A 15,670-nucleotide genomic window follows, 5' to 3' on the forward strand; every position below is an offset into this window, starting at 1 on the left:
CATTAGTCGTTCTGGATCATCCGGATCAAAGACCCATTCGGGTCGATCATGTAGGAAATCGTCAAGCCAGAGGCTTCCTTTTGCGGCGGATGCACCCGTGGCATCCCAAAGGGGGTTTGCGATATGCCAGCGGCGACACAGGCTTGATAAAGCCCCGGTAAATCATCAACCCGCAAGCAACTCCCAAACGAAGAGGTAGCCGGGTCCAAATCCGGATAGGGAAAAAACTCCAATTGCAGGCCACCGCGCGACAGGATCATCCAGCCGGGCGAGACATAATCTTCAACAAAACCCAGCTTTTGATAAAAGGCAGATGTGGCCGCCATATCGATCGCTGGCAAATTGGGTGTGGCAAAATCGGTCATGCATTGGCCTTCAAGTTTTCACCGCGCAGAAGTCTCGGCAGGTCGCCTACTGCGCCACCGGCGTGACTGGCAAAAAAGCGGCGTGCTGGGCCAATGGCGTCAACAATCCCAAGGCCTAGGGTGCGCAAGGCCCGGACTGGGGCGATATCGTTGGAGAAAAGCCGCACAAAAGCATCACAGGAAATGGCCAAGGTCATGGTATCGGTGCGCCGCCATTGGGCATAGCGTTCAAGTACGGCCAGATCGCCTAAGTCTTGACCAAGGCTTCGGGCTTCCACCAGTACTTCGGCTAAAGCGGCAACGTCTTTGAGCCCAAGGTTCAGGCCTTGGCCTGCAATCGGGTGAATGCCGTGGGCCGCATCGCCGGCAAGGGCCACGCGCGGCTTTGCCCAAGTCGCAGCCAGCTCCATCGACAAGGGGTAGGACCAAACAGGGGCATCAAGCTTGACGGTGCCAAGGAAATCACCAAAGCGGCGGGCTAATTCCTGCTCTAAATCGGCGCGGCTCATGGCCAGAAGCGCTTTGGCGCGGCTGGTTTTCTCAGACCAGACGATATTGGCGCGATTATGCATCAAAGGCAGGATGGCAAATGGGCCGGTTGGCAGGAAATATTCATGCGCAACACCTTGATGGCTGTGCTCCATCGCAACGGTCGTCACAATGCCTGTTTGATCATAGGACCAGCCATAGGTGCGGATGCCTGTCTTTCTGCGGATATAGGATCCCCGACCTTCTGCGCCCACGATGACAGGCGCGGTCACTTCCTTGCCCGACTTTAGGCGCGCCGAGACTTGGCCTGTCCCAATTTGCAAATCCGCAATCTCATCGGGGGCCAAGCGGGTGATGTTGGGCCGTGTTGCTGCTTCTTGATCGAGAGCCAGGCGAATCCGGCGGTTTTCAATCATCCAGCCCAAGGGCTCATCGCCCGCACCTGTTTCACGATGGTCAAAATGCAAGGTGAGGGAAGACGGGCCACCCTTGCGCGACGGGCTGCCGACCCGACCGTCTGACACCAAAATCTGTTCAATCGGCTGCACTTCGCCAATATGACGGGCGACGCCCAAGCTCTGCATCATGCGATAGGTGGCAAAGCCCATGGCGGTGGCGCGACCGTCAAAGGTTTCTTCCAACAAATCCGCTGCTGGTAGCCGGTCAATAACGGCAACCTTCAAGCCGCCTTGGTCGAGCGCCAAAGCCAAGGTCAGCCCAACCAGGCCACCGCCAGAAATCAGGACATCGAAATTATGGGGGGCTTGGGCCATCAGGCAGTCTCAGCAAAGAAATGGGTGGCGTCGGTAATCAGGGCCTTAGCTGCGGCTTCGACAATCTTGCCGCCTTGCTCTGGCGTCGACTGGGTTGGGTCAGAACCGATGCGGCCATCGGCGAAACGGCGGCGATAGTCTGCGGCATCGCGGATCGGGCCATTGGGTGCGATCTTGGGCTCTAGCACCAGCTTGGCGAGGTCAGCGCGTTCGGGGTAAGCCCAATAGGTGACCGCGACTTCCGAGGCTGTGCCGTGTGAGCCATGGCCAACGGGATACATGTCGAGGCACAGCCGCTCTATCCCCGGCAATTCCCACCAATTCTTCAACATATGCGCAAAGGGGGCAGCCTCGCCGCGCAGCGAGTAGGGGGCATAGGTTTCTGCAAAGGCGGCTTGAATGGTTGCCACATTGCCGCCATGGCCATTGACCCAATAGAGGCGGTCAAAGCCCGCACGCGTTAGGCTTGCAGTCCAGTCAACGATGGTGGCGATCATGGTGGACGGCCGTAAAGTCATCGAGCCCGGAAAGCCCATGTGGTGTTGCGCCATCCCAATGGAGAAGGGCGGTGCAAGCAAAATATCTGCCTGCTTTTCGGCTTCGCGCGCAATAATATCGGGGCAGAGCGCATCGGTGCCAATCAGGCCCGTTGGGCCATGCTGTTCATGGCTGCCAATTGGAATAATGATCCCGCGTTTGCCTGCTTTCAGCCGCTGATCAATTTCGGGCCATGTGGCTAAGGACAAGAACATGTGGGCTTCCTTTGGACAATCCGGCTGAGAGAAATGCTGTTTAAAAGCTTGTAGTGCGGTCTTTTGGTTTTGTCAGCTAAGCTGACAGGGCCTGGCCCAAGTGGTGGCCAGACAGCCAAGCCGATTCCACCCGTGGCCCTGACAGCCAGTCGCCACACGCGCCAATGCCTTGACCTTCATCATAAAGATAGCCCGGTCCATGGCTGGTTTCGACCCGGGCATAGCGCCAGCGATGGGCGGTTTGAACAAGCGGCTTTGGTAGGGGGCCGCACACTTCGGCTAAGGCCTCAAAAAGCGCTAGGCTAATCTGGTCGGCGGTTTCTTCTAAATGTGCGACCGACCACGCGGGGTGGGCATGCACAACATAAGCCGCAGGCCCCGTACGGCCGGGCTTAGACACGCTGGAAGAAATCACATCCAGTACGGGGTGGGCCTCAAAGCGTGCCATGTCCCACTCACATGCCAAGGGCACCTCAAAGGCAAAAAGCCCAGCCCAGCAGGGCAGAGAGCGGATCGCTCTGGCCTGTTCCCCGATGGTGGGCGTATGGGCGGCCAAAAGATCGCTGACTTGTTCGGCGGGCACGGCGCAGATGACTTGATCATACGGCCCCAAAGTCTCGCCAGTTTCAAACTGCAGGTGCCACGCGCCTTTTTGCCCCGAAAGGGCGCTGACCCGTTTACCCCAAACCGGGTTCAAGCCTGTGGCAAGGCCGCGTACAAGGCCATTCATGCCCGGCGTGCCGACATAGCGGGGTTCATCCCCCAGCGTCTGGATTTGGCCGTCGCGATCCATGCGTACGAACATGCCACGCCACTTGGCGACCGCACCTTGTGTCTCCAGCGCCGCGATTGTCTTTTGAAAGTCGGGGTCGCGCTCGGTAAAAAATTGCGCGCCATGGTCAAAATAAGCTTGGCCTAAGGGGGTATCCACCCTTCGGGTCGACATACGACCACCCGGCCCACGCCCTTTATCAAACAAGGCGACTTGATGTCCGGCGTCAGCCAAAGCCTTGCCGCAAGCCAAACCACTAACCCCCGCGCCAATAATGGCAAAACTGGCCACGTTGTCGTCCTCTTTTTGGTGGGCTCTTGGCCCCAAACTCACGAATAGGAACTAGCGCAAATGGGATCAGCGCACAGGAAATTGCGCAGGCCTTTTTTCCATAAAGGCGGCAAAGCCTTCTTTGAAATCTTCGCCCGTAAAGCTTGCGCCAAATAAAGCGCGGCTGGCTTCGGCATCGTCACAACCGCCGCGAAGCATCGCCAATATCTGCTTTTGCGCCCGGATCGAATAGACGGAAGCTGCGCTGATTTTAGAGGCATAATCGGCGGCCACCGCTTCCAAGTCTTCCCGTTTCACCCGTCGGTCGATGAGGCCGCAAGACAAGGCCTCAGCGCTGTCGAGCAGGCGGCCGGTAAACAAAATGTCTTTGGCTTTGGAAAGTCCAACGGCTTGGATCAAACGCCGCGTATCGCCAGCACCATAGACAAGGCCAAGCTTAGCGGGGGTGACGCCATAGCGGCTATCTTCTGCCCCGATCCGCAAGTCACAGGCCAAGGCAAGGCCACAGCCCCCGCCCACACATGGCCCTTCGATCAAGGCGATCACGGGTTTAGGGCAATCTTCCAGCGCCTTCATTGCCCCTTGAATCTTCTCATCATTTTGAAGCGCGGCTTCAGCCGTAGCATAGACCTCCGGCATTTCGGCAATATCAGCCCCGGCAGCAAATACCCCACCAGCCCCTCTCAGGAACAGGAGCTTGATTTCAGGGTCAGCGACCGCTTCAGCCACACCTTCCGGCAAAGCCGCCCACATCGCCACCGTCAGTGCGTTGCGCTTGTCTGGTCGATTGATCCACAAAGTGGCAGAGTGATTATCATGGCGCTGCAGAAGGATGAGGTTTTCCACGGGAAGGCCTTGTCAGAGGTATAGGATATATCATTTACTAGCGCAGCTTAGACGTCTTTGGTCTGCTTCAAAAGGGATTCTGCATTATGGACACAATTCGAACCGGCATGCCGCTTCTAGCCCGTCATGAGGGCGAATGGGTGGGCGAATATATCCATGTCGATGCCAATAATGTTGAGTTGGATCGCCACACCTCGCATCTGCAATGCAAATTCCAAGATGACGCGACCTATCCCTATTATCAGATCAATACTTATACGTGGCCTGATGGTCGCCGTGAGGAAATCCATTTCCCCGCAACCTATAAGGATAAGCAGATTTGGTGGGATACTGAACGCATCTTCGGTCGGGCATGGGAAATTGACGATAAGACGGTTGTGCTGACCTGGACGCGCAAGGACAGCCCCGGCACCTATCTCTATGAGATGATCCAATTATCCGATGATGGCAATGATCGCGGTCGCACCTGGCATTGGTTTGAAAACGACAAGCTGGTGAAACGCACTTGCATCAAAGAGCGGCGTGTGAAGTAAGTCTTTTTCTTTGCTTGCCCGCCTTGAGGAGACTTCATGGGCCTCTATGACATCCTCGTTTATGTCCATGTCTTGGCGTTTGTCTTCTGGCTAGGCGGCGATCTTGGCGTGGCAATCTTGGGTTCGGCCTTTCGCAATCGGGCAAAGCCACTTGCCACACGGCTAGAGCTTTTAAGGCTATTGGGCGTGGTCGATATGGGGCCGCGCACCGCTTGGGTCATCATGGTGCCCTTGTCGATCACGCTGGTCGATGTAGCAGGCTATTGGGATGTGCCCGATTGGGGCTTGTGGCTGGCTTGGCTGGTGGGGGCTGCCTGGATGAGCCTGACCTGGGCAATCCATCTGATGACGGGCAAGCCCATTGTGCCCCAACTCAAGCAAATTGAATTCTGGTTGAAACTTGCCATCACAGCCTTTTATGCCGGTATCGGCATCACCTCGCTTCTGGGCTGGGGGCCGCTTATCGAAAGCTGGCTTAGCCAAAAGGCTTTGGTCTTTGCTGCCATTTTTGGCGCGGCAATCATGATTGATGTCGCAGGCAAGCCCGTTGGCCCGCTCTTATTGGCGGTCATTGAAAAGGGCTCTAGCGATGAAACTGAAATCCCACTGCGCCGGGCGATGGACCGCGCCCGCTTGTGGGTCTGGTTGACCTATGCTTTGCTGTTGGTGATTGGCTTTTTAGGAAGTGTGAAGCCGACCTAAGTGCCCATTTTGCCTGCAGGTGCGTGCCCTATGTCTTTTCAAGCCTATCTCGATACAATCCACAAAAAGACGGGCTTGACCCCTGCCGATCTTCGCCGTCTGGCAGACGAACAAGGCTGGACCGAGGCAGGCATTCTTAAACCCAGCACCAAGGCAGGGGCGATAGTGGCTTGGCTAAAGGCACATCATGATTTGGGCCATGGCCATGCCATGGCTGTATTCGCGCTCCTAAAGGGTGCAAAAAAGAAGAAGACGCTTGACCATGGCTGACGCGCGTACCCTTAAAATCACCCGTCACCTCAAAGCGCCGCGCGCCAAGGTCTGGCGCTGCTGGTCTGAAGGCGACCTCCTGAAGCAATGGTATTGCCCCAAGCCGTGGTATGTGTCGGTGGCCAAAATTGATGTGCGCGCGGGTGGTGCCAGTTACATTGTGATGAATGGCCCGGCTGGAGAAGAAAATCAGCTTTATGGTCAATATGTTGAGGTGATCGAAGGCCATAAGCAAACCTTCACCGATGCCTATATTGGCGACTGGATGCCCGGTGCCAACGCCCCCTTCATGACCGGCTATGTCGTGCTGGAAGATGCGCCCGACGGTGGCACCCTCATGGAATGGGGTGCGCGGCATTGGAGCGACGAAACCAAGGCCCAGCATGAAGCCATGGGCTTTGAAGCCGGCTGGAACGCCGCCGCCGATCAATTGGAAGCCTTGGCGCAGGGGCTTTAAACCCGCACGATACCTTCGCGGATCAGGCTACGCGCGGTATCCGTGATGGAGGTGCGGACGTCGCGTGGGGTCCAGCCCAGCAAGGTTTTGGCCTTGCTATTGTCGGCCATGCGGACTTTTTCCAGCTCAAAAGTGATCCCCCGAATAACGGGATCGAAATTGGCGATGATCCGGACCAGCCAGCTTGGAAGACGCCCGGTTGGGGCTTTGCGCGCTTGGGTTCCCAAATCTTCACGCAGGACCCGCGCTACATCTTCTACCCAATACCAGTCGCAAGCCGCCATAAAACGCTCACCGGCCGCTTTTTCATGCGTCATGGCGCGAATATGCAAGTCCGCCACATCGCGAACATCCACCAGCGAGAAGCCCAAGCGTGGGCAAGCGGGGAAGTCTCCATTCAACAATTTTTGCACCAAAAGAATGGAGGTAGAAAAATCAGGCCCAAGAATTGGCCCCAAAACAGCCCCTGGATTGACGGTTGCAAGCTCCATCGTGCCGCCTTCGGTCTTCATAAAGTCCCACGCTGCACGCTCGGCAATTGTTTTAGACCGAATATAGGCACCGGTATCGGGGCTGGTTTCATCGGTCCAATCTGCCTCAGTATAGGCGGTCGTCCGCGGTTGTGCCTGCCCATAAGCAATGGCGGCCATAGAGGAGGTTAGCACAACCCGCTTGACCCCTGCGTCGCGGGCAAAGCGTAGTGCGCGCAAGGCCCCTTCACGGGCTGGGCCAATCAATTCATTCTCATCTTTGGGCATCACTGCCGGGAAGGGGGAGGCAACATGGTGAACAAATTCAACGCCTTCAACCGCTTCCGCCCAACCATCGTCGCGCGTCAAATCTGCAGCAAAAAAGGTTAGATTATCCAGATTAGGGGTAAGCTTTTTCAAGGTTTCACGAACCTCAGGCTCTCTCCCCAGATTCCGGATGGTGGTGCGCACATGATAGCCAGCTTCCAAAAGCTGGGCGATGACATAGCCGCCAATATAGCCAGATCCGCCCGTAACCAGCACTAAGCCCTTACTTGCCATCATCCTATCCTTCATTTCCACAAATTGACATTATGACGATCTGACATTATTATCATGAAATGTCAATACGTTTAGACGGCGATCCGCGTCGGGACCAGATTTTGCAAGCAGCCTTGGCTGTTTTTGCGCGCTATGGCTTTAAGCGCGCCACCATGGAGGATGTAGCCAGTGAGGCGGGCATTTCCCGACCCGCCTTGTATCAGTCGTATGAGAATAAAGCGGCGATCTTTGCGGCCTTGGCGGTGGCCTTGGGCCAAGCAAGCTGTGATGCTGCCGAGGCTTCTTGGCCAGCCGAACTGCCGTTTCACGAAGGCTTGGCTGCGGCGGGCCTCGCTTTACATGGGGCTCTTTGGCAGGCCATTCACACCTCGCCCCATGGCGCAGAACTGATGGCGACGAATTCCGCCCTGGTTGGCGATGTTGTCGCCGCCGTCGACAGTCGCATGCAGGCCTTGGTACAGGCCCGCCTTGCCCCGTTGATTGAGGCAGAGCGTGTTCCCGTGCAGGCGCGCGCCATAACCGCCGCGCTACAGGGGATTAAAGCGAGCGCGACGAGTTTTGAGGATTTAGCCCTTCTCACGACCCAATTTGCCCGCCTGATCGGGGCAGGCCTTACCGCTCAAAGCCGCGTTTAGCGAAAGCAGGCATTGCCTTCCCAACGGAAGCTTTCCACCTTCTTATCGCTCGAGACCACAAACCGTCGAATGCAATTCTGATTGACCGTATAAACGGGCGAGGAGTTCAGCACGGGCACGGATTCGGTGTATTGCACTGTCCGCACATTGCCTGCCGCATCGGTTTCGGTGCGAAAGCGAGTTACTTCGCGAAAGCTGGTATAGCTTTCTCCGCCTTGGGTACTGGTGCGCTTTTGCTCATATTGCAGCACATCGCGGCCATCGGTCAGCTTATAGGATGATTGCGGTGGCCCGAACGCCAGCACCAATTCGTCGGCCGATTTGCCAACAAATCGCTGCACCATTTGGTCTTCATAGGCTTTCGCCCGCTCTTCAAAGGGAATTGTTTCGCAAGCTGCGGTGAGGGCCAAAAGCCCACACGCCAGCATGATTTGAATAGGCTTCATCGCCTGTCTCCTGCTAGGTTGCGTCCCTCTTTAAAGCCAGATAGGGCGCTTGGCCCATCGGGCCAAGCTTTCTGACCTAATCGACCAATTTCTGCATCAGATAGGTGGCAACCAAAGCGCGCTGCTTGGCGCTTTCCACCAAATTTGCAGCGGCCGAATGCCCCCCATCAATATTCTCATAATAGAGGAAGGGCATGCCAAAGCTTTCCATCTTAGCCGCATATTTGCGCGCATGGCCTGGATGGACGCGGTCGTCCTTGGTCGAGGTCATGAAGAAAGGCTCTGGGAAGGGGCTGCGCTTGACCAGATTCTGATAGGGGCTGAATTTCTCCAACCAAGGCCGCTCAGAAGGCACGTCAGGGTCGCCATATTCATCCACCCACGAGGCACCGGCCAAAAGCTTGTGATAGCGCAGCATATCCAAAAGCGGCACTTGGCAAACAACGGCTTGGAATAATTCTGGCCGTTGGGTCATCATCACGCCCATCAAAAGGCCGCCATTTGAGCCACCTTGAATGCCCAAACGGCGCGGGCTGGTGATTTTGCGCGCGATCAGATCCTCGGCAACACCAATAAAGTCATCATAAATGACTTGCCGCTTGCCCTTCAGGCCCGCTGTGTGCCACGCGGGGCCAAACTCGCCACCGCCACGAATATTGGCCAAGACATAAACGCCCCCGCGTTCGAGCCACAACTTGCCATTCATGGCCGAATAATTGGGCAAGAGCGACACTTCAAAGCCGCCATAGCCATAAAGCAAGGTCGGATTGCTGCCATCCAAGACCAAGCCCTTCTTCGCAATCACGAAATAGGGGATTTTCGTGCCGTCTTTAGAGGTTGCCTCATGCTGCTTGACCTCAAGGTTGGAGGCATCAAAGCGGGCGGCTTGGGCCTGCACCGTTGTTGGCTTATCGCTGGGCTTGGCCGCAAACAAGATCGAGGGTGGGGTAATGAAGTCATTATAGGAGAAGAAGGCTTCTTCTTGGCGGATGCCCGCATCCACCACACCGGCCACCCCATTGGTTGGCAGAGCAATCGGCTTAAACGACCAAGCACCCTTGGCGTTTTGGGTGTAATGGCGCACCGCGCTTTTCACATTGGTCGAGAGCGTAACATAGAGGCCGGTCTTGGCCATCGACACATCCTGCAGGGCCTCGCGGGGGCCGGGTGCATAGATGGTCGTTGTTGCAATGGCACCGGTCTTCGCCTTCAATGCGGCCAATGGTGCCGACACAAGAGAACCGGCGGCAATCGCCTTTTTCGCCCCACGTGGCGTCCAGTCTTCTTGTAGGGTCAGATAGATCTGGCCCGCGCGCAGGCCTTGCAAACTATGCTTGCTGGGCAGGTCCAATTTGGCGACTTTGCCGTCAGCTTCCAGATAATAGGTCTCTGTCGTGAAGAAGGTGGGCGTACGGCTGATGAAATGATGGAAGCGGGTGCCATCATCCATGCGGAAAGCGCTGACCGCCACGTCCTTTTCCGTGCCGCGATAAATTTCCACCGCATCTTCCAGCTTTTGGCCGCGCTTTAAGCGTTTGACGATAAAGGCATAGCCGCTTTCGGTCATGGTGCCTGGGCCCCAATCGGTGGAGACCAAAAGCGTATCCTTATCAAACCAAACCGCCCCGGATTTTGCTTCGGGAAGTTCAAAACCGCCTTCAACAAAGCTACGGGTCTTGGCGTCCCATTCGCGCTTGGTGTCAGCATCCTTGCCGCCATTGGAAAGTTCCAGCAACAGCCGGGTATTCCACAGATCATGCGGGTCTAGCGGATTGCTGCCCTGATAGACCCAGTTTTTGCCCTCATCCTTGGCCAGCTTATCAATGTCCAGCACAGTTTCCCAAGCTGGGCTGCCCAAGCGCCACGCGGTAAAGTCGGCGCGCCGCCAAATGCCGCGCACATGATTGGTGTCCTGCCAGAAATTGCTGACATAGCCAGCCACATAAGAGCCAAAGGTCAAGCGGTCTTTGGCGCGGATGATGTTGAGGGCGTCTTCTTCCAACTTGGCATAGCGCGGGTCCTGCGTCAGCCTCGGCAGGGAACGCGCGTTCTGGCTGCGCACCCAAGCCAGCGCCTTTTCGCCTTCAACTTCCTCAAGCAACAAAAAGGGATCATTGCTGGCCGCATCCGCGGCAGTTTGGGCGAGGGCAGATGTGTTCAACGTCAAAAATCCCAAAGCAGTGGTCGAAATGGCGGCCAAAAGGTTACGGCGGTTCATGTGATCCCCTCATGTTTTGAGGAACTCACAAATAACCATTTCTGCGATAGGTCAAGACGCAGAATTGTTACCAGAATTTTAGGTTTTGTCTTTGGTGTCCTCGAGCAGGGGCTTGCCGTCGGCATCGGTGAAATATTTGGCCAAAAGCGCAAAGTTTACGATCCAGAAGATCATATTGATCGCCATGTCGCCCCAAGTATTATAGGTCACCCAAGTCGCTAAAGGCTGGGTGCGCCAGACCACTTCATTGATGATCGCAAGGGCGACATACATCAGGCCAGCGCGGAGGGCGAGGGCATGCCAAACTGGTTCTGGCATATTTAAAGCCCCTGAAAACAAAGCCTTCAGCACATTGCGCTTAAACAGGACCGAGCCCAGCAAGATCAAGCCGATCAAGCTATAAACTAAGGTGGGCCGCATCTTGATGAAGATATCATTCTTCAACCACAGCGCCAGACCCGAAAAAATCCCGATCATCGCAAAGGTGAAAATCCCCATCGGGCTGACGGTGCGCTCCTTCCAATAGGAAAAGGCAAAGCCTGCTATGGCTGCTGGAATGAACAGGACCGTCGCAAACAAGACCGCCTGATCGCCACTGATCGCACGGGCAAATTCGGGTACGCCGTGCTTTTCTGCGTGCTGATAGGACAGGAAGAAGACGACGGCGGGGCCTAAATCACTGACCAGACGGACCCAGCTTGCCCCACCCTTTGCAGCAGGGGCCGGTGTGGGCGCAGGTTCTTGCGTGCTCATGTCTTGCTTCCTAGCCAATCGGGGAGGGTTTCCATCCCGAACATTTCTTCATAGGTTTGGCGGGGCCGCACCACTTGCCATTGGTCGCCACTGACCATGACTTCGGCGGCTAAGGGCCTCGAATTATAGGTCGAGGCCATGGCAAAGCCATACGCGCCCGTGCTCATAAAGGCTAAGAGTTCCCCCGCCGCAATGGCCGGCATGGGCCGCTGTTCGGCAAAAGTGTCGCCCGTCTCGCAAACGGGGCCAACCACATCAAGCGGGGCCAAATTATCATGGTCACCTGCCTTTTTGACCGGCAGCATCTGGTGATAGGCCTCATACAGGGCGGGACGGATCAGATCATTCATCGCCGCATCCACAACCAAGAAAGACTTGCCGCCATTATCCTTCGTCACGATCGCGCGGGAGACAAGCACACCCGCATTGGCGGCGATCATGCGCCCGGGTTCAAACTCGAGCTCCACGTCCAAATGCCCCACCACGCGCTGTACCATCGCGCCATAGGCGGCAAGGTCTGGCCCCTTGACGGTCTCGTCATAGGTGGCTGCAAGCCCCCCACCGAGGTCCAAGCGTGTGACTTTCAAGCCGCGCCCCCGCAGCCGCACCACGCAATCAGCCAGCTTCTGATAGGCTTTTTCCATCGGGGCAAAGTCGATGATCTGGCTGCCAATATGGACAGAAAGGCCCACAGGCTCGACCCCGGGCAGGCCATCGGCAAGCCCGTAGAGTTCTTCGGCCAAGTCAAAGCTGACGCCAAACTTGTTATCCGCCTTGCCGGTAGTAATTTTGGCGTGACCGCCCGCGCCGACATCGGGGTTCACGCGGATACAGACTTGCTGCACCTTGCCCATCTCTTCTGCCAGCTTCGCAATGCGGTTCAGCTCGCTGGCGCTTTCAATATTGATTTGCCGCACGCCCACCGAAATCGCATAGGCTAGTTCCTGGTCGGTCTTGCCAACGCCGGCAAACACAATGCCCTCTGGCGGCACGCCTGCATGCAGCGCGCGACGGATTTCGCCTTCCGACACGGTGTCAGCACCAGCACCCAAAGCCGCCAGAGTCGCAATCACCGCACGATTGGTATTGGCCTTGACCGCATAGCAAATATGGACAGGCAAATCGCCCATCGCGGCTTTGAATACGCGGTAATGATGCTCCAGCGTTGCGCGCGAATAAATATAAACTGGGGTGCCAACAGCTTCGGCAATATCTGCCAGCGGCACGTCCTCGGCGTAGAGCGCGCCATCGCGATAATCAAAAAAGCGCATGGCAGGCCTATTGGGGCGAGGGGGAGGGGGATGTGGTCTCGGCCTTTTCAGCCTCTTCGGCCGCCTTCTTTGCTTTTTCTTCTGCCGCCTTCTTCGCTTGCTCTGCCTCATAGGCAGCGCGATCTGGCCCCCACATGGGCGGGGCAGTCTCCAGCGGTCCGCTGATACCACAAGCGCTCGTCAGGCTGAGCGCGGCACAAGCTAAGGCAAAGCGAAATTTCATAGGCGTTATCTTTGCAATCAAAATTGGGGAAGAAACACAGCTATAGAGCGAAACGGCCCAGCAATCAAAGGCCGATCACGCATCTAAGTGAAGCGCGGCGCGCAAGCGTTTTACCTGTTCCAACACCCGCTTGGGTGCCGTCCCCCCGTAAGAATCCCGCGCAGCAACCGAAGCTTCCACCGACAAAAGCGCAATCACGGAAGCATCAATGCGCGGCTCAATCGCTTGGAAGGTCGCAAGCGGCACATCGCACAGCTCTGCAATGCCCGCGGCTTCCGCGGCTTTCACCACCGCGCCGGTCACATGATGGGCCTCGCGGAAAGGCATATTGAGAACCCGCACCAGCCAGTCGGCCAAATCCGTTGCGGTGGAATAGCCAAAGGTGGCGGCTTGCCGCATGGCATCGCGATTAAAGGTCACACTCTGCATCATGCCGGCCATAGAGCCGACGCTCAACATAAATGCATCAAAGGATTCAAAGGTCATGGCCTTATCGTCCTGCAAGTCTTTGGCATAGGTGAGCGGCAAGGCCTTGACGATCATCATCAGGCATTGGGCGTTAGAGGCAATGCGCGCGGCCTTGGCGCGGACCAATTCTGCCGCGTCGGGGTTACGCTTTTGCGGCATGATGGAAGACCCGGTCGACCAAGAGTCCGACAGGCGCGCAAAGCGGAAGTGCGAGGAGGTCCACAGCACAATTTCTTCGGCCAAGCGCGATAAATGCACCGCACTAATCGAAAGCGCATTAAGCGCCTCCATCGCAAAATCGCGACTGGCTACACCGTCGAGCGAATTGGCCATCGGCCGGTCAAAGCCAAGCGCCTCCGCTGTCTGATCGCGATTAATCGGATAGGGGGTTCCTGCCAAAGCCGCAGAGCCTAGGGGCGATTCATTGCCATGGCTGAGCGCACTGGCAAGCCGCGCGCGGTCGCGTTGAAACATTTCCACATAGGCCAGAAGATGGTGGCCAAGAGTGACGGGTTGGGCGGTTTGCAAATGGGTAAAGCCCGGCATGATCCAATCGGCATGGGCTTCGGCTTGAAGCACCAGAATGCGCATCAGTCCCAAAAGCGCCTCATCAGCCTCGCCCAGTGCCCGACGCACCCACAGGCGAAAGTCGGTCGCCACTTGGTCATTGCGCGACCGACCCGTGTGCCGCCGCTTGCCCGCATCGCCCATCCGCTCGGTCAGGCGGGCCTCGATATTGAGGTGGATGTCTTCCAGATCAATGGAGAAAGGAAAATTGCCAGCCGCAATTTCGGCCCCGATTTCGTCCAAGCCCGCCTGTATCGCTTGGCCATCTTCCTGCGTAAGAATGCCCGTGGCGGTCAACATTGCAGCATGGGCCTTTGACCCGGCGATGTCCTCACGCCACATACGTTGATCGACATCGATGGAGGCATTGATCGCCTTCATGGTTTCATCGGGACTGGCTGCAAAGCGACCGCCCCACATTTGTTGGCCTTTGGCAGAAGCGGGCGGGATAGAGGAATCTGAGGACGACATGAGTGAAGAGCAACCTGAGCGCGATGGACCTGTGACAACGGGAAAGCCCAAACGGGCGCAATGGGCGCTGCTTGGGGCTTTGTTGATTGGGATTATCCTTTACGGAGTTTATCGGGCAGTGCCAATCTCCCCAGGTGGGAAGGATTTCGCCTCTTTTGCGGCGGGCTCGCTTAAGGGGTTGGAGATTGTTCGTGACCCCGTGCCCCAACCGCCTAACAGCTTTGCAGGCCCAGACGGTGCCCCCACCCAGCTGAGCGCCTTCCATGGCAAGGTGGTTTTGGTCAATCTATGGGCGACTTGGTGTGCCCCTTGCGTCACCGAAATGCCCACTTTGGCAGGCCTGCAAAAAGCCATGGGCGACAAAGACTTCAAGGTGGTCGCCATCAGCGTCGATAAAGCCAATGAAGCCGAAGCGGCCAAGAAAGAATTGGCCGAGCTAAGCCAAGGCAGCCTGACCTTTTATCACGACCCCAAAATGGCCATTGTCTACCCTCTCAAGGCACGCGGCTTTCCAACCTCCATCCTCTATGACCGGGAAGGCAAAGAACTTGCCCGTCTTGCTGGCGAAGCCGATTGGAATAGCCCAGAAGCGCGGGCTTTGATTCAGGCGGCGATGGAGCAGTAGGGGGAAAGCCAAAGTCCCCTGAGGTCCCCGCTCTCCACTTCGTTTCGGCGGGGGTGACAGGGTGGGAGAACGCCCCTTCAGTCCGCTTCGCGGACAGCTTCCCCATGAATGGGGAAGCGGCCTGTCCCAACTGCTTCTTGTTGCCGCTTCCCCGCTCGCGGGGAAGCTCCGCCGAAGGCGGTGAAGGGGTGCTTTATCCACCTCAATCCACGTGCAGGCGCACCGCCGCTGCCGCGGCAACAGGTGCAAAGGCCAAGGCGGCCAATACAAGTGCGCACAAAAACAAAAACGGCTGGCTTAGAAAATCCCCGCCGGTGGCAAGGGCAGCGGCCGCACTCGCGCCGAAAATCACACTGGGCGCATAGAGCGGCAGGACGACGAGGGCGACCAAGAGGCCACCGCGTCGGATGCTGGCCCCCAGGGCTGCCCCAATCGCACCAATCAGAAACAGGCCCAGACTGCCCACCGCCAATTGGGCGCACAGGGGCAGGATCACCGCAGGCTCTACCCGCACCAACAGGGCGGCAATCGGGCTTACGGCCAATAAGGGCATGGCCGTCGCCAACCATTGACCCAAAATTTTGCTCAAGACCTGCAGGCTGTGTGGCACGGGGCTCAAGAGCATCTGATCGAGCGTGCCGTCTTCAAGATCGGCTTGAAACAATCGCTCAAGGCTAACAAGACTGGCCAAGGTCAGGGCTAGCCACAAATA

General features: G+C 57.0%; 19 protein-coding genes. 6 read left to right on the plus strand and 13 right to left on the minus strand.

Annotated features, from left to right (window positions below):
* Positions 1 to 2: 2 nt before the first annotated feature.
* From IOB61_RS07155 to IOB61_RS07175, 5 genes are all read right to left on the minus strand, one after another.
* Entirely contained in the window at positions 3 to 365 is a 363-nt protein-coding gene (locus tag IOB61_RS07155) for a bleomycin resistance protein (protein WP_290814335.1), read from the minus strand.
* On the minus strand, positions 362 to 1,627 hold the full coding sequence (locus tag IOB61_RS07160; RefSeq protein ID WP_290814338.1) for a UbiH/UbiF/VisC/COQ6 family ubiquinone biosynthesis hydroxylase: 1,266 nt from the start codon (positions 1,625 to 1,627) through the stop codon (positions 362 to 364). The genes IOB61_RS07155 and IOB61_RS07160 overlap by 4 nt, the downstream gene beginning before the upstream one ends.
* On the minus strand, positions 1,627 to 2,379 hold the full coding sequence (locus tag IOB61_RS07165; protein ID WP_290814340.1) for a creatininase family protein: 753 nt from the start codon (positions 2,377 to 2,379) through the stop codon (positions 1,627 to 1,629). The genes IOB61_RS07160 and IOB61_RS07165 overlap by 1 nt, the downstream gene beginning before the upstream one ends.
* Positions 2,380 to 2,455: 76 nt before the next feature.
* Positions 2,456 to 3,442, minus strand: a complete 987-nt coding sequence (locus tag IOB61_RS07170) for an FAD-dependent oxidoreductase (protein ID WP_290814343.1) — start codon at positions 3,440 to 3,442, stop codon at positions 2,456 to 2,458.
* A 66-nt stretch (positions 3,443 to 3,508) separates the two neighbouring features.
* The gene (locus IOB61_RS07175) at positions 3,509 to 4,288 is read right to left on the minus strand and encodes an enoyl-CoA hydratase-related protein (RefSeq protein ID WP_290814346.1); all 780 of its coding nucleotides are present in this window, start codon (positions 4,286 to 4,288) and stop codon (positions 3,509 to 3,511) included.
* Positions 4,289 to 4,374: 86 nt separating this feature from the next.
* On the opposite strand from IOB61_RS07175, the gene IOB61_RS07180 reads away from it, so the two are divergent.
* The 4 genes from IOB61_RS07180 to IOB61_RS07195 are packed head-to-tail and all read left to right on the plus strand — an operon-like array spanning position 4,375 to position 6,250.
* Positions 4,375 to 4,821, plus strand: a complete 447-nt coding sequence (locus IOB61_RS07180; protein WP_290814349.1) for a hypothetical protein — start codon at positions 4,375 to 4,377, stop codon at positions 4,819 to 4,821.
* A gap of 36 nt (positions 4,822 to 4,857) precedes the next feature.
* A complete protein-coding gene (locus tag IOB61_RS07185; protein ID WP_290814352.1) occupies positions 4,858 to 5,523 on the plus strand; it encodes a hypothetical protein in 666 nt (221 codons plus the stop codon).
* A 30-nt stretch (positions 5,524 to 5,553) separates the two neighbouring features.
* Positions 5,554 to 5,793: a DUF4287 domain-containing protein gene (locus tag IOB61_RS07190; protein ID WP_290814355.1), complete on the plus strand. Its 240-nt coding sequence runs from the start codon at positions 5,554 to 5,556 to the stop codon at positions 5,791 to 5,793.
* A complete protein-coding gene (locus IOB61_RS07195) occupies positions 5,786 to 6,250 on the plus strand; it encodes an SRPBCC family protein (RefSeq protein WP_290814358.1) in 465 nt (154 codons plus the stop codon). The genes IOB61_RS07190 and IOB61_RS07195 overlap by 8 nt, the downstream gene beginning before the upstream one ends.
* Here IOB61_RS07195 and IOB61_RS07200 read toward each other — a convergent pair.
* Complete coding sequence (locus IOB61_RS07200) at positions 6,247 to 7,281, minus strand: aldehyde reductase (RefSeq protein WP_290814361.1); 1,035 nt, start codon at positions 7,279 to 7,281, stop codon at positions 6,247 to 6,249. The genes IOB61_RS07195 and IOB61_RS07200 overlap by 4 nt on opposite strands.
* Positions 7,282 to 7,340: 59 nt before the next feature.
* Here IOB61_RS07200 and IOB61_RS07205 point away from each other — a divergent pair, with 59 nt between their 5' ends.
* Entirely contained in the window at positions 7,341 to 7,916 is a 576-nt protein-coding gene (locus tag IOB61_RS07205; RefSeq protein ID WP_290814364.1) for a TetR/AcrR family transcriptional regulator, read from the plus strand.
* On the opposite strand, the gene IOB61_RS07210 is transcribed toward IOB61_RS07205, so the two are convergent.
* From IOB61_RS07210 to argH, 6 genes are all read right to left on the minus strand, one after another.
* The gene (locus IOB61_RS07210; protein ID WP_290814367.1) at positions 7,913 to 8,362 is read right to left on the minus strand and encodes a hypothetical protein; all 450 of its coding nucleotides are present in this window, start codon (positions 8,360 to 8,362) and stop codon (positions 7,913 to 7,915) included. The genes IOB61_RS07205 and IOB61_RS07210 overlap by 4 nt on opposite strands.
* Before the next feature lie 76 nt (positions 8,363 to 8,438).
* A complete protein-coding gene (locus IOB61_RS07215; protein ID WP_290814370.1) occupies positions 8,439 to 10,580 on the minus strand; it encodes a prolyl oligopeptidase family serine peptidase in 2,142 nt (713 codons plus the stop codon).
* Between the two features lie 78 nt (positions 10,581 to 10,658).
* On the minus strand, positions 10,659 to 11,333 hold the full coding sequence (locus IOB61_RS07220; protein WP_290814373.1) for a septation protein IspZ: 675 nt from the start codon (positions 11,331 to 11,333) through the stop codon (positions 10,659 to 10,661).
* The gene (gene lysA, locus IOB61_RS07225; protein WP_290814377.1) at positions 11,330 to 12,604 is read right to left on the minus strand and encodes a diaminopimelate decarboxylase; all 1,275 of its coding nucleotides are present in this window, start codon (positions 12,602 to 12,604) and stop codon (positions 11,330 to 11,332) included. The genes IOB61_RS07220 and lysA overlap by 4 nt, the downstream gene beginning before the upstream one ends.
* Positions 12,605 to 12,611: 7 nt before the next feature.
* Positions 12,612 to 12,827, minus strand: a complete 216-nt coding sequence (locus tag IOB61_RS07230; protein ID WP_290814379.1) for a hypothetical protein — start codon at positions 12,825 to 12,827, stop codon at positions 12,612 to 12,614.
* A 75-nt stretch (positions 12,828 to 12,902) separates the two neighbouring features.
* The gene (gene argH, locus IOB61_RS07235) at positions 12,903 to 14,333 is read right to left on the minus strand and encodes an argininosuccinate lyase (RefSeq protein ID WP_290814382.1); all 1,431 of its coding nucleotides are present in this window, start codon (positions 14,331 to 14,333) and stop codon (positions 12,903 to 12,905) included.
* Here argH and IOB61_RS07240 point away from each other — a divergent pair.
* Positions 14,332 to 14,958, plus strand: coding sequence for a TlpA disulfide reductase family protein (locus tag IOB61_RS07240; RefSeq protein ID WP_290814385.1), 627 nt, complete (start codon positions 14,332 to 14,334; stop codon positions 14,956 to 14,958). The genes argH and IOB61_RS07240 overlap by 2 nt on opposite strands.
* Positions 14,959 to 15,160: 202 nt before the next feature.
* Here the strand turns inward: IOB61_RS07240 and IOB61_RS07245 are convergent.
* The coding region (locus IOB61_RS07245) for a heme exporter protein CcmB (protein WP_290814409.1) at positions 15,161 to 15,670 on the minus strand (510 nt) is incomplete at its 5' end.

The sequence above is a fragment of the Aquidulcibacter sp. genome, assembly GCF_020253525.1.
In the GTDB taxonomy this organism is placed as follows: domain Bacteria; phylum Pseudomonadota; class Alphaproteobacteria; order Caulobacterales; family Aquidulcibacteraceae; genus Aquidulcibacter.